General features: G+C 42.4%; 25 protein-coding genes. 7 read left to right on the top strand and 18 right to left on the bottom strand.

What is annotated here, in order from left to right; translation table 11 throughout:
• The first annotated feature begins 95 nt into the window (after nucleotides 1-95).
• From N473_RS06125 to N473_RS06155, 7 genes are all read left to right on the top strand, one after another.
• A complete protein-coding gene (locus N473_RS06125) occupies nucleotides 96-1,058 on the top strand; it encodes a flagellin (RefSeq protein ID WP_039609498.1) in 963 nt (320 codons plus the stop codon).
• Nucleotides 1,059-1,217: 159 nt separating this feature from the next.
• A complete protein-coding gene (locus N473_RS06130) occupies nucleotides 1,218-2,177 on the top strand; it encodes a flagellin (protein WP_039609497.1) in 960 nt (319 codons plus the stop codon).
• A gap of 86 nt (nucleotides 2,178-2,263) precedes the next feature.
• Nucleotides 2,264-2,674, top strand: coding sequence for a flagellar protein FlaG (locus N473_RS06135; protein ID WP_039609496.1), 411 nt, complete (start codon nucleotides 2,264-2,266; stop codon nucleotides 2,672-2,674).
• A 21-nt stretch (nucleotides 2,675-2,695) separates the two neighbouring features.
• Nucleotides 2,696-4,117 (top strand): flagellar filament capping protein FliD, encoded by a 1,422-nt coding sequence (fliD, locus tag N473_RS06140; protein WP_039609495.1) that lies wholly within the window; start codon nucleotides 2,696-2,698, stop codon nucleotides 4,115-4,117.
• Nucleotides 4,118-4,134: 17 nt separating this feature from the next.
• On the top strand, nucleotides 4,135-4,563 hold the full coding sequence (gene fliS / locus N473_RS06145; RefSeq protein ID WP_063367151.1) for a flagellar export chaperone FliS: 429 nt from the start codon (nucleotides 4,135-4,137) through the stop codon (nucleotides 4,561-4,563).
• Nucleotides 4,553-4,849: a hypothetical protein gene (locus tag N473_RS06150; RefSeq protein WP_039609493.1), complete on the top strand. Its 297-nt coding sequence runs from the start codon at nucleotides 4,553-4,555 to the stop codon at nucleotides 4,847-4,849. The genes fliS and N473_RS06150 overlap by 11 nt, the downstream gene beginning before the upstream one ends.
• A 19-nt stretch (nucleotides 4,850-4,868) precedes the next feature.
• Nucleotides 4,869-6,956 (top strand): 6-hydroxymethylpterin diphosphokinase MptE-like protein, encoded by a 2,088-nt coding sequence (locus N473_RS06155; RefSeq protein WP_063367152.1) that lies wholly within the window; start codon nucleotides 4,869-4,871, stop codon nucleotides 6,954-6,956.
• 214 nt (nucleotides 6,957-7,170) lie between these two features.
• Here N473_RS06155 and N473_RS06160 read toward each other — a convergent pair whose 3' ends face one another.
• The 18 genes from N473_RS06160 to N473_RS06245 form a co-directional block, all read right to left on the bottom strand.
• The gene (locus N473_RS06160) at nucleotides 7,171-7,875 is read right to left on the bottom strand and encodes a nucleotidyltransferase family protein (protein ID WP_063367153.1); all 705 of its coding nucleotides are present in this window, start codon (nucleotides 7,873-7,875) and stop codon (nucleotides 7,171-7,173) included.
• Complete coding sequence (locus tag N473_RS06165; RefSeq protein ID WP_063367154.1) at nucleotides 7,876-9,321, bottom strand: PfkB family carbohydrate kinase; 1,446 nt, start codon at nucleotides 9,319-9,321, stop codon at nucleotides 7,876-7,878.
• 33 nt (nucleotides 9,322-9,354) lie between these two features.
• Nucleotides 9,355-10,404, bottom strand: coding sequence for a zinc-binding dehydrogenase (locus N473_RS06170; RefSeq protein ID WP_063367155.1), 1,050 nt, complete (start codon nucleotides 10,402-10,404; stop codon nucleotides 9,355-9,357).
• The gene (locus N473_RS06175; protein WP_063367156.1) at nucleotides 10,394-11,254 is read right to left on the bottom strand and encodes an NAD-dependent epimerase/dehydratase family protein; all 861 of its coding nucleotides are present in this window, start codon (nucleotides 11,252-11,254) and stop codon (nucleotides 10,394-10,396) included. Before N473_RS06175 ends, N473_RS06170 begins: the two co-directional genes overlap by 11 nt.
• Before the next feature lie 6 nt (nucleotides 11,255-11,260).
• Nucleotides 11,261-12,340, bottom strand: a complete 1,080-nt coding sequence (locus N473_RS06180; protein WP_063367157.1) for a radical SAM protein — start codon at nucleotides 12,338-12,340, stop codon at nucleotides 11,261-11,263.
• 12 nt (nucleotides 12,341-12,352) lie between these two features.
• Nucleotides 12,353-13,588, bottom strand: coding sequence for a class I SAM-dependent methyltransferase (locus N473_RS06185; protein ID WP_063367158.1), 1,236 nt, complete (start codon nucleotides 13,586-13,588; stop codon nucleotides 12,353-12,355).
• A gap of 2 nt (nucleotides 13,589-13,590) precedes the next feature.
• Complete coding sequence (locus tag N473_RS06190) at nucleotides 13,591-14,517, bottom strand: transketolase family protein (RefSeq protein ID WP_063367159.1); 927 nt, start codon at nucleotides 14,515-14,517, stop codon at nucleotides 13,591-13,593.
• Nucleotides 14,514-15,278, bottom strand: coding sequence for a transketolase (locus tag N473_RS06195; protein WP_063367160.1), 765 nt, complete (start codon nucleotides 15,276-15,278; stop codon nucleotides 14,514-14,516). Before N473_RS06195 ends, N473_RS06190 begins: the two co-directional genes overlap by 4 nt.
• Nucleotides 15,279-15,281: 3 nt before the next feature.
• The gene (locus N473_RS06200) at nucleotides 15,282-16,061 is read right to left on the bottom strand and encodes an SDR family NAD(P)-dependent oxidoreductase (protein WP_063367161.1); all 780 of its coding nucleotides are present in this window, start codon (nucleotides 16,059-16,061) and stop codon (nucleotides 15,282-15,284) included.
• A gap of 2 nt (nucleotides 16,062-16,063) precedes the next feature.
• Nucleotides 16,064-17,119 carry an alpha-ketoacid dehydrogenase subunit beta gene (locus N473_RS06205; RefSeq protein ID WP_063367162.1) on the bottom strand — a complete coding sequence of 352 codons (1,056 nt, stop codon included), beginning with the start codon at nucleotides 17,117-17,119 and terminating at the stop codon, nucleotides 16,064-16,066.
• Nucleotides 17,112-18,068, bottom strand: a complete 957-nt coding sequence (locus N473_RS06210) for a thiamine pyrophosphate-dependent dehydrogenase E1 component subunit alpha (protein ID WP_063367163.1) — start codon at nucleotides 18,066-18,068, stop codon at nucleotides 17,112-17,114. Before N473_RS06210 ends, N473_RS06205 begins: the two co-directional genes overlap by 8 nt.
• Nucleotides 18,061-18,744 (bottom strand): class I SAM-dependent methyltransferase, encoded by a 684-nt coding sequence (locus N473_RS06215; RefSeq protein WP_039609480.1) that lies wholly within the window; start codon nucleotides 18,742-18,744, stop codon nucleotides 18,061-18,063. Before N473_RS06215 ends, N473_RS06210 begins: the two co-directional genes overlap by 8 nt.
• An 18-nt stretch (nucleotides 18,745-18,762) precedes the next feature.
• The gene (locus tag N473_RS06220) at nucleotides 18,763-19,422 is read right to left on the bottom strand and encodes a class I SAM-dependent methyltransferase (protein ID WP_063367164.1); all 660 of its coding nucleotides are present in this window, start codon (nucleotides 19,420-19,422) and stop codon (nucleotides 18,763-18,765) included.
• Between the two features lie 11 nt (nucleotides 19,423-19,433).
• Nucleotides 19,434-20,429 carry a GDP-mannose 4,6-dehydratase gene (locus N473_RS06225; RefSeq protein WP_063367165.1) on the bottom strand — a complete coding sequence of 332 codons (996 nt, stop codon included), beginning with the start codon at nucleotides 20,427-20,429 and terminating at the stop codon, nucleotides 19,434-19,436.
• 3 nt (nucleotides 20,430-20,432) lie between these two features.
• Complete coding sequence (locus tag N473_RS06230) at nucleotides 20,433-21,710, bottom strand: hypothetical protein (RefSeq protein WP_063367166.1); 1,278 nt, start codon at nucleotides 21,708-21,710, stop codon at nucleotides 20,433-20,435.
• Nucleotides 21,710-22,321, bottom strand: a complete 612-nt coding sequence (locus N473_RS06235) for an SIS domain-containing protein (RefSeq protein WP_063367167.1) — start codon at nucleotides 22,319-22,321, stop codon at nucleotides 21,710-21,712. Before N473_RS06235 ends, N473_RS06230 begins: the two co-directional genes overlap by 1 nt.
• The gene (locus N473_RS06240) at nucleotides 22,318-23,268 is read right to left on the bottom strand and encodes an NAD-dependent epimerase/dehydratase family protein (protein ID WP_063367168.1); all 951 of its coding nucleotides are present in this window, start codon (nucleotides 23,266-23,268) and stop codon (nucleotides 22,318-22,320) included. Before N473_RS06240 ends, N473_RS06235 begins: the two co-directional genes overlap by 4 nt.
• 64 nt (nucleotides 23,269-23,332) lie before the next feature.
• The gene (locus N473_RS06245) at nucleotides 23,333-24,058 is read right to left on the bottom strand and encodes a cytidylyltransferase domain-containing protein (protein ID WP_063367169.1); all 726 of its coding nucleotides are present in this window, start codon (nucleotides 24,056-24,058) and stop codon (nucleotides 23,333-23,335) included.
• Between the last annotated feature and the right edge of the window lie 104 nt (nucleotides 24,059-24,162).

The raw sequence follows: 24,162 nt of genomic DNA on the forward strand, positions 1-24,162 counted from the left end.
TTTATTGCCCCATCGCTAAAAAATTATCGATTCGGATTGCCTCCTTGTACTGATTAACCGCTCTTGATAGAGCGTTTGAATAGAGAGAGTGAACCATGGCTTTATATGTAAATACCAACGTCAGCTCGTTGAATGCACAAAGACAGCTGCAACAGTCGGGCGTAGAACTAGATACTTCTTTTAAGAGACTTTCATCGGGTCTACGTATTAACAGTGCCGCAGATGATGCGGCAGGTCTTCAAATCTCTGACCGTTTGCAGTCTCAGATTTTAGGTTTAAACCAAGGTAACCGAAATGCAAACGACGGTATTTCACTGGCGCAAACTGCTGAAGGTGCAATGGATGAGATCACGACGATGTTCCAGCGTATTCGTACTCTGGCACAGCAAGCGGCAAACGGCTCAAATACAGATGAAGACCGTTTAGCGATTCAAGAAGAGATCCGCTCTTTATCTGCGGAAGTAAACCGTGTTGCATCTGATACGACATTTGGTGGTCAAAACTTACTTGATGGCTCGTATGCTGCTAATTTCCAGGTCGGTGCAGATGCTGTTCAAACGATTGGATTCAGCATGCAGTACGTCGGAACGACTGCAAATACCATGGTTGCAAACGGTGGTTTCACGATTTCTGGTATCGCTGGTATTGCCAGTGCGGTTGTTGGTAATGACTTATCTGGTTTCGCTTCAGGAGTCAGTGCGGTATCTGGTGCAGCTAACGATTATACATTCAGTAACGTATATCAAGCTGCATCAATTAGTGTATCGTCACAAGCTAACGCACAAGCTGTTATGGCTGGTATGGATTCATTGATTGCTGTTGTTGATAAAAAGCGTTCAGAGTTAGGTGCCGTACAAAACCGATTCCAATCGACGATCCGTAACCAATCTAATATTTCTGAAAACCTAGCAGCTGCGAAATCTCGTATTCGTGATGCTGACTTTGCACACGAAACCGCTATGCTTACTAAGAATCAAATATTACAACAAGCTAGCCAAACAATCTTGGGTCAAGCAAACCAAAGACCTCAAGCTGCATTGAGCTTATTACAGGGTTAATTAAATTATTTTTTAAAATATTTGCAAATAAAGCTAAAGCTTTCGCTTTATCGGTCGATAGCGGAGTTAGAGAACTATAACTTTAGGACTCTAGCAATCGCTAAAACAGGGTAGGGGTATCCCGTTCTAGCGACCAAAATTGATAAAGCGGAGGCTATTATGGCTTTATACGTAAACACCAATGTGAGTTCTTTGAATGCGCAAAGGCAATTAAACAACTCAGCAAATGCTTTGGATGTTTCATTCCAAAGATTGTCATCAGGTACTCGTATTAACAGTGCGAAAGATGACGCAGCAGGTTTGCAGATTTCTAACCGTTTGACAGGGCAAATTAACGGCCTGAATCAAGGTATTCGAAATGCAAACGATGGTATTTCACTAGCGCAAACAGCAGAAGGTGCGCTGGATGAAACAACGCAAATGTTCCAACGTATCAGAACACTTGCTCAACAGGCTTCGAACGGCTCGAATACTGATGAAGATAGATTAGCGATCCAAGAAGAGATCCGCTCACTTTCTTCAGAAGTGAATCGTGTTGCTGCGGATACTACGTTTGGTGGTCAAAATCTGTTAGATGGTACATATGATGCTAGCTTCCAGGTGGGTGCTGACGCAGTGCAGACGATCACGTTCAGCATGAAAAATGTATCAAGCACAGCAAATGATTTAGCGGCTAACAACGGCTTTACGCTATCAGGTATCGCTGGTATCGCAAGTGCCATTGTTGGTAATGACTTATCTGGATTTGTAAGTGGTGTCAGTGCGATTTCTAACGCAACAAATGACTACACATTCAGTGATACATTCCAAGCCGGCTCAATCAGTGTATCGTCACAAGCTAATGCACAAGCTGTTTTAGCGGGTATGGATTCACTTATCGCTGTGGTAGATAAAAAGCGTGCGGAACTGGGTGCGGTTCAAAACCGATTCCAATCTACTATTCGTAACCAATCTAACGTATCTGAAAACTTATCAGCTGCACGTTCTCGTATCAAAGATACAGACTTTGCTACAGAGACTGCGAGCTTAACTAAGATGCAGATATTGCAGCAGGCAAGTAGTTCAATTCTAAGTCAGGCTAACCAAAGACCGCAGGTCGCACTCTCTCTACTTGGTTAATTTTGGCATTATGGTTGCGTCAAGTTTGGGACTCAATACAAACTTGACGTATACTATAAATTAGGCTTGTTACTTGGAGGTGTATTATGAAAGACGTTCAATCTGCTGTTGGAGTGGGATCGAACGGCATGGTGCCAACTCCTGATAAACTGAAGCCCGAAGAAGGAAGCGAAACATTACGAGCCGTTGAGGATACGAGCAAACTTGAGCTATCTCGAGAAAAGAAAGAAGATGGGAGTCAAGTACAACCAGAACTTTTTGAAGAGGTGAAAGCCAATCTTGATAGGCTGAATAATGTTTTACCTGTTACTTCGACTAATTTGTCTTTTGAATTTGATGAAAACGGAGATCCGCCTTTTATCAGAGTCATTGACAGAGATAGCGAAGAAGTGATTAGGGAAATTCCTTCTGAAGAGTTTAGAGAAGTAGCTAAGGCTTTAGATGAATTTGCCGATAAGGTATCAGGTAAAGGCTTGTTGTTCGACAGAACTGCATGATTATTAGTTGGAGGTAGCAAAATGCCACTTATTACATCAGCTGGGGTAGGCTCCGGTTTGGATCTGGAGAGTATTATTAAAGCGTCTGTGGATGCTGAAAATAGACCTAAGATGCAACAGTTTGCAATTAAGGATGAGCGCTTAAGTGTCGAACTCTCAGCGATTGGCGAGGTGAAGTCTGCCTTATCTACCCTCAATGACACTGTCGAAAAATTGGCGGACATTGATAATTTCAACAAACGGGTTGCCAATATTACGCAACCTACCAGTGGCGATATTATCAGTGTTACGCCAACATCCGATATTTCTGTTGGTAATTTTGAAATTGCTGTAAAGCAACTCGCTCAAGGTAGCCGCGCTGTAAGCACCGATGGTGCCTTTGCAGACGCCGATGCCGTGGTGAGTGCATCGGGTGGAACGTTAACCTTTGCAGCGGGCACAAATAATTTTGATCTCACCGTGACAGCTGGTATGACGCTGAATGAATTACGAGACGCGATTAATGCGGATGAGAATAACTTTGGCGTCACAGCAAATATCATCAATACCGGTGACACTGATGTTGGTAGTAAGCTGGTCCTAACATCAAGTGTGACGGGTTCCAGTAATAATTTGGTGATCACCAGCGATACCGCTGAGCTCGATGCCATTGAGACTTATGATGCCACCACAAACCCAACAGGTGGTATGGTGATTGCGGATGATGATAAAGCATTAGATGCAGAAATACTGGTTGATGGTCTGCTTGTAACCAGTGACTCAAACACCTTTAAAGATGCCGTACAAGACATGACGATTACGGCAAAAGCGAAAAGTGTACAAGATGCGACTTCGCTAGAATACGAAACAGCTAAATTAAATATTGACTATGACAGAGATTCGGTTAATACGTTAATAGATGAGTTTATTACCAATTATAATGCCGTGATTGGACAAATAGGTTTTAGAACGCGTATCGGGGAGCCATTAAATGGTGACTCTTCGATGAGAAGTTTAGATGACCAGCTGGTGAGCTCGTTGTCAAAATCTTTGACGGACGCGGGACCTTTTGAGTCTATTTTTGACATTGGCTTGGGCGTTGACAAAGAAGGCTACCTAGAAAAATCATCGTTAGTACGTAGTATAAACGAAGCGATGGACTCTAATTTTGATGATATTGGCACAGCGTTTGCAGGAGAAAATGGGGTTGCCAAAGAACTTGAAAGTTTACTTGGCAACTACGTAGATTCAAGCGGGTTACTTAAGCAACGGGAAGATAGCTTAAATAGTCAGATTAAGGAACTTGAAGATGATGTCTTAGATCATGAGTATCGAATGGCGTCTTTGGAAGATAGATTGCGTAAACAGTATGCTGGCCTGGATGTATTGATTGCTCAAATGCAGCAAACACAAAACTACCTTGGTGCGCAGCTTGCTAATTTGCCTGGGTTTACTAAGAAATAACAAATTAAGGAGCCGTTATGTATAACGCAAGAGTCAAAAATTATCAGCGTGAGGCACTTAAAACGCGAGTTGCAGGTGCTGATAGATATGAAGTAATCCAAATGCTTATGGCTGGCGCAATTGAGAAAATGGTGTTAGCAAAAGTGGCCATTGAGAAAAAACACTTGGAAGCCAAAGCTGAACACATCTCAAAGTCATCTGCGATTATTGGTGCACTTAGAGACTGCCTTGATTTTGAAGTCGGTGGTGAAGTGACAGAAAACCTGTACGCTTTGTATACCTACATGCTTGAGCGTTTGTTAGATGCAAGTATGCAAAATGACCCAGCCATCGTTGAAGAAGTGTCAAACCTGTTGAAAGAGATTAAGTCTGCTTGGGATGCTATTCCTTTCGACGTCAGAGAAAAGACTCTGAATCAAAATGGTACAGACGCCAATGTCGGGTGAGCTAGATAAGCTTGCTGACTACTTAGAAGACCTGGAAGCTCACTGTGTGGCAGGTGAGCTAGACAAAGCAGAAACGACATTATCTAAGTTAGATGTTTCGTTAAGAAGCATATTTTCAAATACAGCGCTCAATTTGTCTGAGCAGCAAGTTCAGTATCTTCAAAATTGCTACACTAACATTGTCGATTTAAACGCAAAGCTTCAAATGCAAAAAGCGGATGTTACTTCACAGCTCTCCAAGCATATGGGTAACCAAAAAAAGATCAACGCTTATAAAAGCATATAATTAAAAAACCAATATACCTATGAGTCAAAAGTCCCTCGAAGAACAAATTCAACAGCTTGATGAACAACTATCAAGCTCTGTAGAGCATCAAGAAAGAGAAGCTAAGTTTGCGGTAGAAGCGAATGAACGGTTTGCGCGTAACATAGCTTGTTTTGAAAAGTATTACCCGCAAATTGCCACAGCCATTAGCGAATACAAGGTAAGAGAAGATTTTTGTATTCATGTTACCACGACCGGAGTTGGTAACTTTGTGCCAAAAAACCATCATGCGCCAATTTATGGTGATGACCCGATTTCACAAGTGAGCGCACAAGTTGAATATGGTATCCAACATCCAACATTCAGTGCCACTGATTATACTGCAAGCCCAATTCTAGAAGATGATAAACGCATCCATATTCGTTACATGGGGGCATTAACAAAAGCGTTCCAAGAAATACAGGCAGAACAGAAAGAGCGGCTTACTGTGCTACCAGAGCACTTTCCTTCAGCTATGATCTTTGGTATTGGGTTAGGCTATCATATTGATTTATTGTTAGAGAAAACATCATTTGATTATTGTTTCTTAATTGAACCAGATTTCGAAGTCTTTTTTGCCAGTTTATTTTGTACCGACTGGTTCTCCATCATCGAGAAAGTGGATGAGCGCGGAGGCTCGTTATTTTTTCAATTAGGGGCTGATGAACAGACATTTATTCAAGACTTAGAAACATTAGCAGACGATATTGGTGCATTCTCCGTGGTACGCTCGTTTTGCTATCAGCACACACCATTACCTGAAATCATTGAACTGATCCAGCAATGGTCCTCTCAGTATTTCAGATTTCAGTATGGTCATGGTTTCTTTAACGATGCCATCACCGGATTGGCGCACACGGTACACTTGGTTGAGAAAAACACTCCTGTTTTGACATTGCCAAAGCAAAAACGGGTCGATTTATCAACTCCAATATTCATTGTTGGTAATGGTCCTTCATTGGATGAAGCGGAAGAGTTCATTCGAGAAAATGCAGACAAAGCCATTATTTTTGCGGCGGGTACTGCCATTGCGTCACTTAGTAAAAAAGGGATTGATTGTGACTTTCACATTTTAGTTGAAAGGCCATATTACAATTACAAAGTATTTGGCGACTTTTTACCGCCTGAGGAATACAAGAAAACCAATTTAATTGGGCTTAATACACTCTATCCTGACACAACCGATAGATATAAGTGGTCGGGAGTGGCTGGCAAAGGTAATGAAGCTGGAACCTTTTTGCTTGAGGTGGTGAGCCAGACATTAAACAACAAGGGCATACCGCTTATGCCATATTGTAATCCCGTTGTTGCAAACACGGCGCTGTCGTTTGCTATGTTCTCGGGATTTAAAAATATTTACTTGTTCGGTATAGATAATGGCAATTTACCTACCGGTGAGCACCATAGTAAAGATAGTATTTATCGTAACAACTTAGACGACGAGAACGAAGAAGGGCTTGTCTGCATGGGGATGAATGGTAAATATTTACCTGCAAACTTTGGTGGGCAAGTAGAATCAAACGATCTGTTCATGGGGGCGCATTTCCAGTTAGAGAAACTGATAGCACATTACCCAAATAGAACAGTGTATAACATTGGTAATGGCGCAAAGCTCAAAGGGGCTCACCCGGTTCGCGCTGAAGAGCTGTTGCCTTTACCTGAGGCAAATAGAGACATCAATGAGCAGGTTGAATTTCTGAAAAGTGATTTTTTTGAACAATTCAACTTAGAAGAGTTTGATGACACCTTGCTGGGTGTAAAAGCATTTAACGAAATTTGTGATCATGTGCTTGGATTGGCAAAAGAGCCCGTTAGCTCTGTCAAAGAAGCGTCCGACAATCTCTTAAGACAAGCTCGATATGTTTACGCGATTCGAAATACAGCGCTGCACCATTTGCATCATATGATTAAAGGCGCATTGCTGTATTATCATTGCCCCATGCTGTCATTGCTATATACCTATACAGACGAGCAGTTTACCCTAGAAAGCTACGCGAAAGTAAACACCCTCTGGCAGGGGTATATCATCGAAATGAAAGAATACTATCAGCACAACTACAGAACTAAATGTGATCATGGCAAGGATTAATCTCCTTGCTTTCTCAGCCTGAGAGGCCAGGTAGTGAGTACGCTTGTGTCTCTCAGCACGACTCGCCAATCATAGTTAAAGGCGACACACGTTTTTACTGTTATAGATAGAATTTAGTAATCACGTATAAGCCCCTCATTTAGAGTACCTCGGCATTGCTAGCCTTCATTTATTTTTACCACACAAGATCGGAGTTAATCGTTCAACCTGCATTTTATATAGCAAGTTGTGACTGTAAACTTTGGTACGCGGTAGGTGTGCCAATATCTACATAAATTTCATTTGTTTTATACGTGTATAGATTGCCTATCATGAGTGGCACGAAATCCAGGCTGATTTCATAAAAATGATGTGGCTTGAAGTGTGATAGCCAGTTTGAATAAACCTGCTCAGAGAACACAAAGAGTGCGCCGCTGGCGAGATTACTGGGTGGGTTAGGGATTTTTTCATGGAAAGCGTGGACAACACCTTCTTGACTTAATTCAACTATGCCACATTGCTCAGGTGTCGACGTCTCGAATAAAAGCAAAGTAGCAAGGCTGTGTGAGGGCCTATTTATATGGGCGCTCATGAGCCCATCGAGTGTGTCATGACAATAGTTATCTGCGTGAATGATAAGTGTGGTCTCATCTCGCCAAAATTCAGCATTTGCGATAAGTGTACCACCGGTACCTAAAAGCTCCTGCTCTCGTACAACGGTGATGTTAGCTTTGTGAGGGTGCTGGTGGATAAATAGCTCCACTTGTTCTGAGAAGTAGTGAGTATTTATCAGTATGTCATCGACACCTAAGTTGATGAGCTTTTCAATCCAAAGGTCGAGTAAAGGCCTGCCGTTAATTGGCACCAAGCATTTCGGAATTGAGTTTGTAATTGGGCGAAGGCGTGTGCCAAGGCCTGCTGCAAGTAAAATAGCTTTCATTTAATTAAATGAGTCCATAACGGCTTTTTTTAACGTTGTGAGTTCGAGTGGCGTATTACCCACAGATCCCACCTGACATGCGGATGCAATACTTCCTAAGTAGCAAGCTTGCCATGAGGTAGCACCTGCAGTGAGCGCCAATGCACTGGCGGCCAAAAAGCAATCACCAGCGCCAGCAGGGTCAACCGCATTTTTATTGATTGCAGGCAATCTGTCATTTTCCCATTGCAGGGAATTGTCACCGGGTTTATGGATGAAGATCCCTTCTTCCGCCAAAGTAATCACAACATTTTTCGGGTTAGATTTTTCTGACAGCTTTTTAGCTAAGATCACTAATCCGTCGTCTGGGTTATTCAATGCAACACGTACCTCTTTTTCGGTGGGTGTAATGAGGTCCATATTTCGGTAGCGAGATATATCTCCAACTTGTGAAGATGTTTGGCTATCTGCGACAACTTTGATGTGCTGCTGCTGGCAAAGCTGAGTAATTTGATCAACCAGCTTTTGAGGTAAAACGCCATAATTAAAGTCAGAAAACACCACGAGATCTACGTCATGAATTAATGACTCTACGGTAGATAAAATGTCCTGCTGAAGTGATTTTGATATTTTATGTTGTCGAACTTGGTTTACTCGTAATAGTGTTTTGGAGCTTGCTCTGTATCTTGTTTTCAGGGGAGTAGGGCGGCTTTCATCGGTAAAAAAATGTGGCTCTAATTGGTAATCTTGTATGTGTTTTTGTGTATAAGAGGCCGCTTCATCATTTCCAAGCACAGAGATCAAATGTACTTTTTGTGCACCAATCGATTTAATATGTCCAGCAGTGATAGCAGCTCCTCCCAAAAACGTTTCTTTTTTACTGGGCGTCATCACAATGGTGGGATCTTCTTGGGAGAGCCCAACGGCAGTCCCTTGAACATATTCATCGACGATAACTTCGCCAATGACTAATGCCTTTACGTGCTTTACTCTATTTAGGCAGTTTTCGATTTCTTGGAATTGTATTTCATGTCTTTGCGCGTAACTGGTGGCTTCTGAATATTCAAAGCTGCGATCTATCGGACGATTTCTTTTGATAAATTGTTCTGCATTAGACTCAAATTCCCCTGAACCAAAAATGAGTTTACCGCCGTACTGAGATAAAATGTCGAGTTCATCGTTTGGCCTATCCTCAAACTCTTTACCTTTGACTACAATATCTGGTTTGTATTTTTGAACAACTTCGGCGGGTGGTGAGTCGGTCAGGAATGCGTTTGAAACACACTCTAATGATTGCACCATTTCCAAACGGTGGCGCTCTGAGACTCGACTTTTAACCGTCATCGACGCATCAGAGTTGACGGCTACCGTTAGTTCGTTTCCGCATTCTTTTGCAAAGTTTAAAAGACGAATATGGCCAGGGTGTAAAACGTCAAAATTACCTTGTACTAATACTGTGTTTTTCATCTTTTAACCTTTCTCTCTTTTACCTTGAACATGCTACTCAAACTCAATCATAGCTCTAACAACTGCACCTTGCTCTAGGTCGTCAAAGGCGTTATTAATGTCAGTCAAAGAATATCTGTGAGATACGAATAATTCGGTTGGTAGCGTCATGTTTTGTAAAATACGGCCAATTTTGACGAGGTCGGTATCCGGGTTTGATCCACCGCCCCAAGAGCCTTCGATGCGTTTTCCGCAAATGAGGGCGTGCGGATCAAGTTGTATTTTTTCACCGTTTGGTGGGTGAGAAGCGAAAATACATCTTCCCGAGTTATTTATAAGCTCAAACGCAAGCTCAATGGAACTAGTTTGCCCCGCACATTCAATGGCGATATCGAAGCCATGAGGGAAAAGCTCGCTGAGGGTATTTTGCAAATTATCATCTAGCTCAAATCCGTGAGTAGCGCCCAAAGATTTGGCTAAGGCTATCTTGTTAGGGTTGGCATCGATGACAACAATGGTTTTTGGTTGAAAGTGAAGTAGCATCAGGAGTGCGCTTAATCCAATCCCGCCCAGACCAACGAGCACTACAGTGTCATCAGGGGTTGGTTTAGCTTGATTCAGAACAATACCTGCACCGGTTGGTAGTGCACAACCTAAAAGCACGGCCATATCATCGGTAATGTCATCAGGGCAGGGAGTTACTCTATTTTCTGACACAACGGTATATTCCGAAAACGTTGTGACGGGCCCTGCATTAATCTGTTCTCCACTCACCGACGAGAACACCATGCCGCCGGCGTCTATACCACTGCCTTTTAGCCAACCCAATATGACGCGTTCACCGACCTTAACTTTATTGACACCTGGCCCTGTCGCAATAACCTGCCCCACACCTTCGTGGCCAAGTAGATGCGGGAGATATTTATCTTCACCTCGATGCCCACGGGCTTCCATTAGCTGGCTACGACACAATCCCGCTTGTTTTATTTTGACGAGCACATGTCCTGCATTTAACTTTGGCGTTTTTATTGATTTAATTTCCAGCGCTTCATTTGTCTTGGTTAAGACGGCTGCGTTAAACTCGTTAGGAATACTATCGTTCATGGGGTAACTCACATAAAAAATGCGCCAAGGCATCGTGCAAGTTTGGTATGCACAGTGTTGGAAAATGAGAGATTAATTTTGAATTATCCAAAGACAAGTCAAAATCTCTATCTGATTTATCAGAAATTAGATTAAGAACTGCTTTTTTGTCACAGCTATGCTCTATTGAGCTAACTAAATCGACAATGTTTAGCTCTTGCCCTGTTGAGACATTGAATGTACCGTCGGTATTGCATCTGACTAGCTGTGTTATCACCTCAGCTAACAGTGTGACAGGCACAAAGTCGCGTTTGCTCAAGCCATTATTCGATAAAGAGATGGTTGTATTGTTGATGACAGAACTGTGCAAGCGATAAATAAGGCTGCTGGTATCTTGAGCTCCCCCAAACACACCTGAGAATCTCAGCACGGAAAGTTTGCACTGCGCGGCAAAGTTGATCCTCAGCATATTTTCTGCAAAGACTTTAAATGCACCATATTCATTTTGCGGCGTGAGTACCGAGCTTTCTGTGGCGCCACTGCCATAATGACCATACACATCTGCGGCGCTAAGATATATCACTCGCTTGGGTAGATACGTCTGTAAAGCGGTAATAATTGTCTGTAGTTGCGTAATATTTTTGTTACAGCTATGGGTATCATTTGCTGAAGTGCGGGTAATAGCTGAGCAGATGATTAGATTTTCAGCATCTAACAAATGCCCCGCCAGCTTTGAGGCCGCCACTGCGCTATCTTCAAGATCTACGTCTTTTCGACTGAGTGCAACGACTTCAATTCCTTGTTGACTAAGGGCTTTAGCTATATTATTACCAATGTAACCACTGCCACCAAGTATGACTGTCTTATCCATAATTACCTACTTTAAAGTAATAGAATCAATGATATTCAATTTAGGGTTAGGTCTTATCCAGCCACAGCGATTACAGCCCTCCACAAGATGTTTTGATAAAGCATCTTTAAATTCAGTGAAAAGCTCCCCTGTAACAATATCTTCTAATGCTGTATTTTTTACATTGCCCATACTGACGGCGATGCAAGGGAATAAATTGCCATCAACGTTGATGTGGACACTAGACCAAGGAAACTTGCACGGTTGAAAGTCTTTGGGACGGAATCGCTCACTGTTGATATAAGACACTTTGGGTATGGGGTCGGCTGAGCTCAAATCACAAATTTTGGGGTGGACAAAGGCATTACACTGGCTGTGTTGATTATATTGTCTAACTAACTCCAATTGCTCTAAGATCACATCGAAGTGCTCGTAGGTAGGTGCATGAGAGGTTGCATACATCTCCACCATGTCATGCATTTTATCAGAATGCTGTAAGTGACTTCCCTTAAGGAATTGGAAAGCGTGGGTATTCGCACCTAATGTTTCAACACTGTACCTATGTATCGCGAGTAAGTCTTTTGCATTTTTGTCTAACACAACGGTTTTAATGTCTAACACACAGTCGCTATTCAATTCGGCTTTACGCTTGTGAAAGTAGTTTATTTGGCTTACTAACTTCTCCCATTGGCGTGGTTTTACGTCTCGATTTAAGTTGCCGATATCATCAATTGAGATAGACAATACTTTGAAGTTTTTCTTACTCAATATAAAGTCTATTTTCTTTTCAGAGAGTAAGAGCCCATTGGTGATCATATTACAGTCATGCTTTTTTGCGACTGCGTTAACTATGACTTCAAAATCTTTAAATGCTAAGGGCTCACCACCAGTAAAAGTGACACGTGCATACTCGGGCAGTTGCTCAACGACTTTAAGCCAGTCATCAGTGGTCATTGCATCGTCGCGTCGATCTCTGTCCTGAAAGCAAAAACTGCAGTCAAGATTGCAGAGATTGGTGAGCACAAAGACATACCTGTGAGGCATTATCAATTCGCCGCTGAAAATTTTATTGGTGATGAGCTCGTGTTTGTTGTGGAAAGCAGACATAGTGTTGCACCCCTATATCGTTCCGCTTAATAAAGAAAACGGGTAGTAAATTTGCTTTGGCTGAATTTCATTACTTAGTCTTGCCAGCATTCTTTTTGCATTTAAGCGAGAAGAAAATGCTGTGAGCATAACGGCTGCATCATGAAGACCCTCAGCGCACTCGGTAGATACAATTGGTGTTGTTGAATTTAAATAATATTGACCATTTCTGTTTGGGTTATCATCAAAGATTTGGCTAATAACACTAAGTTGATTGGGAAAGTGATACTTGATCACAGGCAACATCAGTGCGGCACCGTAACCATAAACAGGGAATTGACGCGCGGCGGTTTCTAATGCCAACTCACAAGCTTGCATTTGGTGTTGAAACACTTTGATACTGGCACTGACAGACTCGATGTCGACGGTTTGGACTTGGCCTGTGGTTGTCGTTGTTTGGTTTGTAAATGCGAAAATCGCGCTATTCCAGTGTTGCTCATTGACGGTCCAGTCAATGAGTGAGCACCCAAGTGATTCTAAAAGGGTAGTAAACGAAGCCAAACTGAAGTAGTTCAAGTGCTGATGGAAAACATGATCGAAGTTATAATTCTCGACAAGTTTGTCCCAGATAGGCACTTGGATTAAAAACAGAGCATTGCTTTTTGCAACGCTGACAAGCTCTTGAATAAGTGCTTTGGGATCAGTGACGTGTTCAATGACATCTTTACAAATGACTAAATCGGGCGATTGGCTGACGTTACAACTTTCAAAAAACTCTCCGTACACCGTGACTTGCTCATCGTTAATGTCAGTTTCATGTCCTTTTAATATAGGGTCGATACCAATCAACTCTTTTGCTATTGGCTTCAACTCTTTGAGTAAATAGGCATCATTACAACCGACTTCTAAAGCACAGTTATAGTGTTCTTTAAAGTTCAGCGAGGTTAAAAACTGCTTGAAGAACTCTGCGGTTTTTCTTCCTGTATAGCTTTGAGAACTTCTAAATTCATAGCCTGTTTTACTAGAGTAAAGTAATGACTGGTCGAGCACATTTTGTAATTGGGCATGGCCACATTTTGGGCAACAATGCAGTGATTGATCCGTTTCTCCAAGAGATGGAATACCTGGTTGATTAATAAAGACTTCGGTCAGTGGCAGTGCTGGCAATTCCAGCACTGGCACGGTGTTTTTAAAGCCACATACAGAGCACGATTGCCGTGTGTCATAATTAATATTGCGATATTTTTTAAAGTCGTGCTCATATGACATAACTACGCCTTTTTATTCTCAAGCATGGTGATTGCGTGATCGCTGATGTGCTTATCGGTTAAACCTGCAACTTGGCACAATTGCTCATAAGTTCCGTAATCATGGATCATTTCTTTAATGGCTAACTGCTTAAATTGCGCTTTGTCACGACTAGCCCAGTGGCGCATGACAACATCATATACACCGCCATGTTCCGACAGCTCTTCACATACAATGACAGCTTTTGTTTTGGCAATGCTGTTGATAACAGTTGGTGCATCAAAAGGTTTAATTGTGTGAATGTAGATTAATTCGATACTATGTCCCTGAGCTGTGAGGTTTTCATATGCTAACAGGGCCTGCTTTAACTGGGGGCCGACAGCAAGTAAGGTGAGATCGTTGCCTTGCTCAACAACAATGGCTTTGCCAAGCTCTACCTGCCCAGTAAAGTCGATGCTGTGTGGGTTTTCAGTGAGCTTAAAATAGTTAATCGTACCTTGGTCGTAACATTGCGAAAACAGTTCAGAAAATTCATAGTCACTGGCAGGGCTTGTGACCACCGTGTTGTCCAATTGACACATTAACGCGATATCGTTGTAGCAATGATGGCTACATCCTAGTTGAGCATAGTCAAAAGCACCACCAACGGTAATAAAGTTACCCGCTAATTGTTGATATGCAAAGTCGAGTTTTATTTGTTCGAAAGAACGTTCAATGAGAAACGGTGCGATAGTATGGGCGACAGGAACAAGGCCTGTACTTGCAATGCCTGCTGCCATACCAACAATGGTTGGTTCACAAATACCCACGTTATAATACCTCTGTGGATATTCGGCAGCGAAAGGTTTTAAAATACCATGACTAATATCTCCCACCATCACCACTAAACGGGGATCATCGGCACCGACAGAAAGCATCTTATCGGCGAATGCTTGTCTTAGATTACTCATGACAATGCCTCCAAAATATGTTCTAGCTCTTCTTTTGATGGGATTTTATGGTGCCAAGGGCCGTGACCTTCAGTCATGCTTACACCTTTACCTTTGACATTTTTTGCAATTAAAACAGTGGGGGCTTGAGCATCATTTTCGTTAAATGCCGCTTCGATTTGAGCTTGGTTGTGACCATCAAAAACCACAGTATGCCAACCAAAGCTTCGCCATTTTGCAGGGAGATCATCGGTTGGGCATAACTGCGCGGCTGATTGGTTCCAATCAACAATGACAGTGAGGTTGTTGAGGTTGCGGTTGGTCGCAACATGGGCGCTTTCCCAAATAGTCCCTTCGTGGCACTCACCATCACCTACCAAACAGAACACCTTGTTGTCATTACCTGTTATTTTATGCGCAAGCGCACAGCCTACTGCCATGGGCATACCATGTCCCAATGAGCCCGTTGATGCCTCAACAAAGGGAACTTTAGTTCTGTCTGGGTGACCGCCTAAGATCCCGCCAAATTGGGAGTATTGTTCAAGCGCTCGTTCAGGCAGCAAGTTGAGTTTTTCAAGTACTACCCACAAGGCCGCACACCCATGACCTTTGGAGAGAATGAAATAATCTCTTTTTTCCCAAGTTGGATTGTTGCTGTCATAAGACAGCACCGATGTGTATAGGTGATTGATGATATCAACAATTGAATAGGAGCTTGGTATATGCCCTTCTTTTGCTTGATAAATGATCTCTGCTATACGTTTTCTCAGATCTTGATTCATACATTAGCCCTCATAAAAGACGCGGCCTTGACCACCATCAACTAGCAATGAAGTACCGACACAAAACGATGCTTTATCTGACACTAAAAATGCGACTAATTCGCTGACTTCTTCTCTGGTGCCAAATCGCTTAATGGCCATTCTTTCATTGAGATATCTCTCTACGTGTTCTGGACGTGTTTTGCTGGTTTCGTCCCAGTATCCACCTTCAGTAAACACAGCCCCAGGTAAAATCCCCGTCATAATGACATTGTGTTCAGAGACATATCTTCCTACGCTGCGAACATATGCATTGAGTGCGGCTTTGGCTGCACAGTATTGGGGGGCACCTTGATTCTCAAGAGAAGCGATAGAGGAGACATGGCAAATTCGGCCCCACTTTTTATTAACCATGCTGTCAATGAAGTGGTTGTTTAATTCGATTGCATTGAATAAATTAAAATCGAACACGTCTTTCCACGCTGTCACTTTTGAGAGTGGATCCGTGACCCCTAAGTTACCGCCGACATTGTTAACGATAATATCCGGTATGAGGTTTTGGGCTTTTAATTCTTCGGCTAATTGTGCAGCACCTGTGCTATCTTTGAGATTTGCTTCAATGACAATATTTTTGTTGTTGTATTGTTGCTCACAGCGCGCCGCATTCACCTTGAGTTGTTCGAGATCTCGAGCAGCCCAAATGACATTAACGCCTTCTTTTGCCAGGGACTCCGCAATGGACTCACCTAACCCTCTGCTGCTACCTGTCACTAACGCGAGTTTATTTGTAATTTTTAAATCCATAACTAAAAGGGCCCTTTAAACCATTCTCCAGGAACATCGTGGTGTTGACGTGATTTTAATTGTGCAATTTCTATACCGCAGTTGTTTGAGACTGTTTTAATAATTGTATTAACATCTGGGTAATATTCTTTGGTTAAACCATAGCTTGTTGGCTCTGGGTAATTTGGCAGTCCAATGATGGATACAGGTGAAAGCAATGCATTATAGCAATGACTATACACCTTATTGGCAATCTCACTGGCTAAAGAGCAGAAGGTGTGACCCATATCCGTGACTATACATCGCTTTGTTTTACTGACTGATTGATAAATGATGTGCCAGTCAATGCTCGTTGGTGAGGCAATTTCAATGACTTCACAGTGCACATTGTGTTGTTGTAAATATTTTTGTGCTTGAAGCGCTTCAGACAGCATATAGCTATTGCTGATAATTGTGTAATCATTTCCCGTTCGCAGCACTCTTGTGTATTGTGGCGCTTCGCTGAGGGGCTGGCAAGCGGTTGCATTAGGGGCAATTTGATTGTGCAGCCATCTGTGTTCAAGGAAAATCGTTGGGTTGTTGTCCATGATGGCGTTGTAAAGCAACTGACCGACATTTTCTGTTAGGCTTGGCACGACCACTTTAAGCCCAGGTATATGTGAAAACCATGACTGTAAGCTCTGCTGATGAGTAGGGCCTTGCCCCCAACCTCGGCCGACAATTAACCTAATGGTTAAAGGCACAGTCATTTGACCATTAAACATGTAATGCCACTTCGCTGCATTATTGACAAGTTGATCCATGGCGAGTAAAAAAAAGTCTACACGTTGATGGGTCATCAATACACGGGTGCCAGCTACCGCAGCGCCAATGCCAATGCCAGTCATGGCATTTTCAGCTGTTGGCATGTCAAAAACCCGTTGCTCTCCAAATGTTTCTTGTAGTCCTTGAGTGGTACCAAAAATGGCTTTTGGATCATCAATGCCAAGACCCATGCAGATCATGGTTGGATCTTCCTGCATAGCTAAATACTGAGCGTCAAGAATTTGTTGCGCAAAACTGGTCGTTTTATCAGCCATAGATAAACCTCTCATTATTCTCTATTAACCCAAAAGAGGCTGTTTCTGCTGCGGCAAATGCGTCCTCAATCTCTTGATTGATGTCGCTTATTGCAAGCTTTTGAAACGCCTCAAATTCAGGGTCCTTATCCAGCGCTTTTTCAAGATTGTTGAGTGGGTCATTGTCGAGCCATGTTTGCACTTCTTCTTGTTTACGATAATTCAGGTCATCATCAAAATGTGGGCCGCAATGCTCTCTATGACGATAAGTAAAATACTCTATAAGCACCGGTTTACCATGACGCCTTACATAGTTAATCGCTGCTTGCGAAGTTTCCAGTGCTTGAGTGGGGTTATTACCATCTACAGAGAAGCTTTTTAGCCCAATTTCACTGGATAATTTGGAGATGCTGCGACCAGTTGGCTGCCTGACGGATAGTGGGCTGTACACCGAGTATTGATTGTTCTCGCACACATAAACAATAGGTAAAGATTTTAACGCAGCAAAATTTAATGACTCATAAAAGGCACCTTCCTCTGTTGCGCCATCACCGAAGTAGCTGACAGTTAACCCCTCTGCGCGTGTTAACTGTTGATGCAATGCGTTACCAGTGGCAAGAGGAATGCTATTGCCAACAATGGCTGTACTGGCGATAAATCCGCACTCTAAATCACTTAAGTGCATGGAGCCGCCTCGACCTGCTGTGCATCCACTGACCTTACCATATAGCTCGGCTATTAATTTAACCAGGTCGCCACCTTTGGCAAGGTAATGCGCATGGGCACGGTGAGAGCTATAAGCTTTATCGACATGGGTGAGAAAGTGTGAAACCGCAACAGGCACCAGCTCCTGCCCAATAGATAAGTGTGTTGGGCAGCGCATTTTTTGCTCTGAATACTTGGCAGCGATGGCTTCTTCTATTTTCCTAATTCTCAGCGTTTGAAAATAGATATGCTTCAAATCAGCCATGTGCTTTTTTACCTATACCGACTGCAAATAAATAATGTGCCATAGGGTAGTAGCCCGTGTGTACCACTTCGTCATTCATTGAGAACAGTAAAACGTTATCAAAATGCTGTTTCATCAAAGCACGTAATTCATGATGATGTTTTAGATTTATATGGCCTATTTTACTGGCTTCAGAAGCGTATTCGTTGGCTGTAATATTTGGACAGCCAACGATAAATATTGCGTCTCGAGAAAGATTTTTACAGATATTCTCCATGTAAAGGTGTTCTCGCTCCGTTGGGATATGTTCTATGACGTCCAGTGAAAATGCGCAGTCAAACTCTCCTTCGGGGGCTTTTTTTGTTATATCTAAACACTGGAAATCGCAATTGTAGTCGGCAAGTCGTACCGCGTTATCTTCCATCAGCAGCGGTTCCCAATCGACCCCCGTTACTTTATCGACTGTTTGCAGTACAACAGGTGTGCCAAATGCATCGCCACAGCCCATCTCAAGGGCCCATTTTTTACCTTCTAGCATTTTTGCGACAAATTTATAGCGGGCCAGCAAAAAACCGAGGTGTCTTGGATCTGTTCGCCAAATGTGAGAAGTGTAGGGGCCCATGGTGACGCCGCCTTGTGAATTATAGTTGTCGAACTGAGACTGATTTTGTACTTCTTTCGCTTTAGTTTCGAACATATCTGAATTCCTCTCTTTTTATGGTATGAACCAGTAGTAATCACCACTGTAGCCAACTTTGTTAAAGAAGCTTTTCCATTCATCAACATGCTTCATGGTTTTGGCGGTTAGATTCCAAGCTTCCATTCTCTTTTTTTCATCATCATTGCGATAAGCATCTACAGTAATAAAGCTATTTCCTGCGCTAATGCGTTCAATCTCTTGCAAGGCTTGTGCACAGGCGTCTTCTTCCAAGTTGTGGATCGTATTGATTGAAATTACAGCGTCGAAACTGTTGTTTTCAAATGGCAGGTTAGAAGCACATGCTTTGGTAACGAACGGCTTCACTTCAGTGATTGCGTGTTCTAGCGCGTAATCGGAGATATCGACGCCGCGAATGTTGAGACTCGGCATTGCATTGAGCAAGTCATATAACATGAAGCCTTTGGCGCACCCTACGTCTAAGACGCTACTGTTTTCTTGAAGGGCAAAATGACTCATTAAGTCGGGGACAACCGGTTGCCAAAATCGAGGGTGATAATTGAATCCCCCGTATCCATGTTCTCGATCCCCGTCAAAAAATGCTTTGCCAAATTGGCGAGCAATTGCTCGGACGGCATCGGTTTTTGATTCTAGTCTGCCTGATAAATCACGTTTAGATTTTGGATAATTGCGTAATAAGTCTATTTCTCGTCCCATCACTTTACTCGCTATGGTTTGTGAACGTATTCTTTGGGTAAGGTTTTTAGGATATCTAATTTATTTTTAGCCCAGCCAATGGTTCTATCTAGCCCGTTATCAAGAGAAACTTGTCTTTGCCAGCCCAGCTCAGATTTGAGTTTCGTGCTGTCTAGCAGATATGCCGCATCTTTGCCTAGGCGGTCTTCACTGACTTCACATACTTGCTCGAAAGGTGTGTTAAGCATCTCGCAAATTCGCATAACAAGGGCTCTGACAGTGATGTTTTCAGATGTAGAAATGTGGTAAATATCGCCAGTATTACCTTGTTCGCCAATTAACTGAGTAGCGCGTGATACATCATCTATATGGATAAATGAACGCGTTGAGTGTCCCCCTCCGTGAAGCGGGAAGGTGTCGTTATTCAACGCGCTATAAATTGTCTTGGGAATAATCCGATAAAGCTGCTGCCCTTCGCCAAAAACATTGGCTGCGCGCGTAAATACAACAGGGAAATCATAAACATCATTAAAGGTGTGCAAACTCATATCAGCAGCTGCTCTAGAGACCGCATATGGAGTACTTGGGTGGTAGTTGGTAGATTCTGTCACCAACCCAGAACATGAGCCATAAACTTCAGGCGTTGATATATGAATATACTTTTCAAGACCGTCATATTGTCGTAACGCATTGTGAAACTGAATGGTTGAGACGGTATTTGTCATAAACCAGTGCTCTGGATACTGCCAACTTTGACCAACCATACTTTGGGCAGCAAAATTGTATATGTAGCGCACTTTGTGTTGCTTGATTAATGTCATGATTTCATCAAGGTGATGGTTTAAATCAAGCTGATGATAGGTGATTAAATTTTGGTTTTCATGCCACTTGTAGGGCAACAGTGCTTCGTTGGGCTCGATGGAGCGACTGATAGCGAGCACCTCTAATCCCTGCTTTATCAAATGAGAACAAAATGAGGCGCCAGAGAAGGAATTGCTACCAAGTACTAGGATAGGTGAATTACTCATAGTTTATTTCTCACTGCATTGTATGCTTTCATCAAGTTGCTGGAATTGAGTCAAAAGGTTCTCGAGAGAATCATCCATCCAAGCATTGATTTGAAACTGGTTGTCATTGAAAAAGTGATTCTCTCCGACTTTGAAAAAGAAGTTTTGATTGGTGCGATCTGACAGGTTGGGGATGTCATTACTTTGTCTACGGAAAATAATAGAACGGGCGCCTTTTAGATAACTAATTGCATATAGCGGACCGTTTTCTATTCCCATATTGATATAGGCGCTTTGATACAGTGCTAATCGCAAATGCACATCGATGGCTGCCGCAGGGTAAGTTGGCAGGTGGTTAAACTCCGCTGGTAGCGGTTGACCCATTGCATAAGTGTCACGAATAATCAGTGGAAAGAACCCTTTATCTTGCAGAGTTTGCGCGAATCTAAGCCAGTCAGGGAGGTTGCTATTACGGTACTCTGGGTTTGCGTCGTACTCTCTTAAAGTGAGTGTGACGAGCTTTTTACCTTGCGCATAATGACGGATATAGTCTGCAATGATTTGTTGTGCTTGTTTGGGGGGGGCGAGCACACTTAAATTGGCTTTTTCCTCGACTAAACTCTTCAGTACTTTAAAGTCTCCAGCGGGCTGTCGGTTATTTTTAAAGTAGTTGTCGGGGTGGGTTGCCACATTCAAAGCTTTGTAAACTTCTATCTGATTTCGATTCAAAGGTTGTTCGACGGAAATACAGCTAGGTAGACATGAGAACATGGGCTTAACGACTTTCTCTAGACGCCATTGTGTATCATCATTGGTGTGAAAAACATTCACACCTGCATCACTGTCGTTCCAACTGGGAAGTACAATAAATTGAATATATTGTTTGTTTTGCTTTATACGTTCTTGCTCAGCCAAAATGATAAAGGTGATCACGTCAAAGCACGGCAAGTTATAGGCGAGATCGTAAATAGCGTACAACGTCGAGTTTGTGCAGATAGCGTGTGTAAGTAAGCTATCACAAGGGACGAGTTGTTCACGCATGTGGTTGAAGAAGAAACACTTACTGATATCAATATCAATGCTTTTGAGCGATTTTAAAATGTCTTGTACAAATTCAGAGCAAATGACAACGCGTGAGATTGTCGTTGGATCTAATTTGGCTAAGTCTTCCAGTGAATGTGCTAATTGACCTTGATATTCCTCTTTGCCATAAGTACATGCAAATATGTTGTTGCCTTGATTAAACTCAGACTTCATGAACATGTCAGTAGAAGATGTAATACCATATACTACGGTTAGCATTAAGACTCCTGTAATATCAGCTGATGAAGTGATTGCATTAAAATATGGCCAAGAATAACCTGCATATCTTCCGATACTTGCATGTCATCGATATTGAAATGGAAGGGCAAATCTAGTCGCGGCTTTGCCTTGCCTCCGCTGTAACCTAATACGCCCACGGTCATCATGTTGAGATGCCGGGCTTGCTCAATCGCATTGATGATATTTGGTGAGTTACCACTGCCAGATAAAACAAGTAACATATCTTTTTCACTTGCCTTTACCTTAAGCTGGTGGCTAAAAATATTCTCATAGCCAATATCATTGCCCAAGCAAGTTAAGACTGAGCTATTTGCACTCAGTGCTTCAACTTTTAATGCATCACCAGAGGGACAAATGCCAAACGTAAAGTCATTGGCTAAATGAATGGCATTGGCCGCTGAACCACCATTGCCGCAGATGTACAACGTGCCAGAACGTTTGCGCATTGACATCAAAGCGCCAGTAAAACTTTTGACATCTTGGTGATTGAGTTGCTGCAATACCAAACTCAAATTATTGACATACTCTTGCGTAATTGTGTCGACGATTGAAATATCAGGTAATTTTGGTAATGCATTGTGTGAACTCATTTTAATACTTCCTGTTGCATCCACTTCAAGTTGTAGTAGCGGTCTTGGTTGGATAACTTGCCTGCGTGAAACGCCGAGGCAATTTCATCAATGGCAATAGAGACACTTTTTTTAGGCTTGAAGCCCGTCGCGAGCAATTTGTCAGAGTTAATCCGATAGCAACGGGGATCATTTGATGGCGTAACTTCGATTTTACAATCGACCTTTTGTTGGACCATTTTGGCAATATCCATAATGGATATATTTTCAAAACCGGCGTTGAATATGCCGCTGGTCTTTGTCGGGTTTTCCAGCATAAATACATATAGATCAGTGATGTCATCGATATGTATATTCGGTCTCACTTGCGCGCCACCAAACACGGTAATTAAACCATTACATAATGCTTGCATAGTTAGCATATTGACCGAAACGTCAAGACGCATGCGATCAGACAAACCACACACAGTGGCAGGGCGCACGATCTGTACTGCCATATCATTGGCGTAACTCATTAAGACCCGCTCTGCGACCATTTTTGTTTTGTTATATTCAGAAATTGGGTCTAGTGGTAAATCTTCCGTGACTTGAAGTTCATCTTTGACGCCGTAGACACTGCCAGATGAGGCATAAATAAATTGCTTAATGCCTGCGCGTTTAGCCTTGTCTGCAAGCTGCATGGTGGCGAGGGCACTGACTTCCCATGTCAGCTTTGGGTCGAGGTCCCCACACGGGTCATTTGCTATAGACGCTAGGTGGATGATGCTGTCTATGCCTTGAAGGTTGATGTCAGATGTATGTCTAACATCCCCCTTTATTACGGTGAGATTTTCATGTTGTGGTAAAAAGTTACCGAACCACTGTGTATCGAGTGCAACGACTTTATAGCCTTTATCAAGAAGTTTAGGGACAAGCCTTGTACCTTTATAACCCGTTGCACCTGTGACTAAAATATTTTTCTGTATCATCAATATGTTCCCGAGCTAAACTGCGTGTAAACTATAAGTCAAATTTACGTTAATTCATAGTGGGTTACGTCCTTTTTTGCTCCACATGCTTATTTATATCGGCAAGTTCGGGGTGTTTCTTGAGCGTTTTTATTAGTAATTCATAAGAAAAGTTAAATTTATGTTCCATTTTTAGGTATATTTGCTTAATTGCTTTGTAATCATCAGGCTCATCTAGGGTAAGTCGATAATGGCTGTAGTCATTTTTTGCACTGAAGGTGTATTGGCTGCAAGCGTTGAATTTACAGATGCCGAGAGTAACGTGCTCACGATCGCTTGGATCAGTCGCTCGATTATGTGTATCTTCGAGCAGCTTGAATGTAAAAGCGCTGCAGTCCAGTCCTCTAGGGTAACCACTATGAGGTCCTAAGTTGACGAGGTCGAAATGTCCTTCTTGGTGTTTATCTATAACCTTTTGGCAAAGCGCCTCATCGATAAGTGGGCAGTCACTGGTCAGCCTTACAATGGTGGTATCTTTTGTGGCACCAAATTTTTTCGCTGCATAATAATACCTTGCAAGCACATCCTCGGTACTGCCTCGGTAATAAGGTATTTGCAGTTGTTCGCATAAATCGGTAATGGGTTTTTCTGTACCATCATCGGTGGTGGCGATAATGACATGCTGTTTTAGATGCGGTAATCGTTCCATCATGACTTGTAGTACAGGCAAGTTACACAGCTCCATCATTACTTTACCTGGAAGTCTCGTTGATGTCATACGTGCTTGGATAATGATCTGAATATTGTTCATAATGTCTTGTTATTGAAGATAAAACGTTGGTTTCATAGTATAGTGGTGGGTGTTTATAAGTAAAGTCGGTGTCTCCTCCTTTCAAATTAATACAAACGTATTGA

Origin of the sequence: Pseudoalteromonas luteoviolacea CPMOR-1 (assembly GCF_001625685.1) — a bacterium.
Classification (GTDB): domain Bacteria; phylum Pseudomonadota; class Gammaproteobacteria; order Enterobacterales; family Alteromonadaceae; genus Pseudoalteromonas; species Pseudoalteromonas luteoviolacea_K.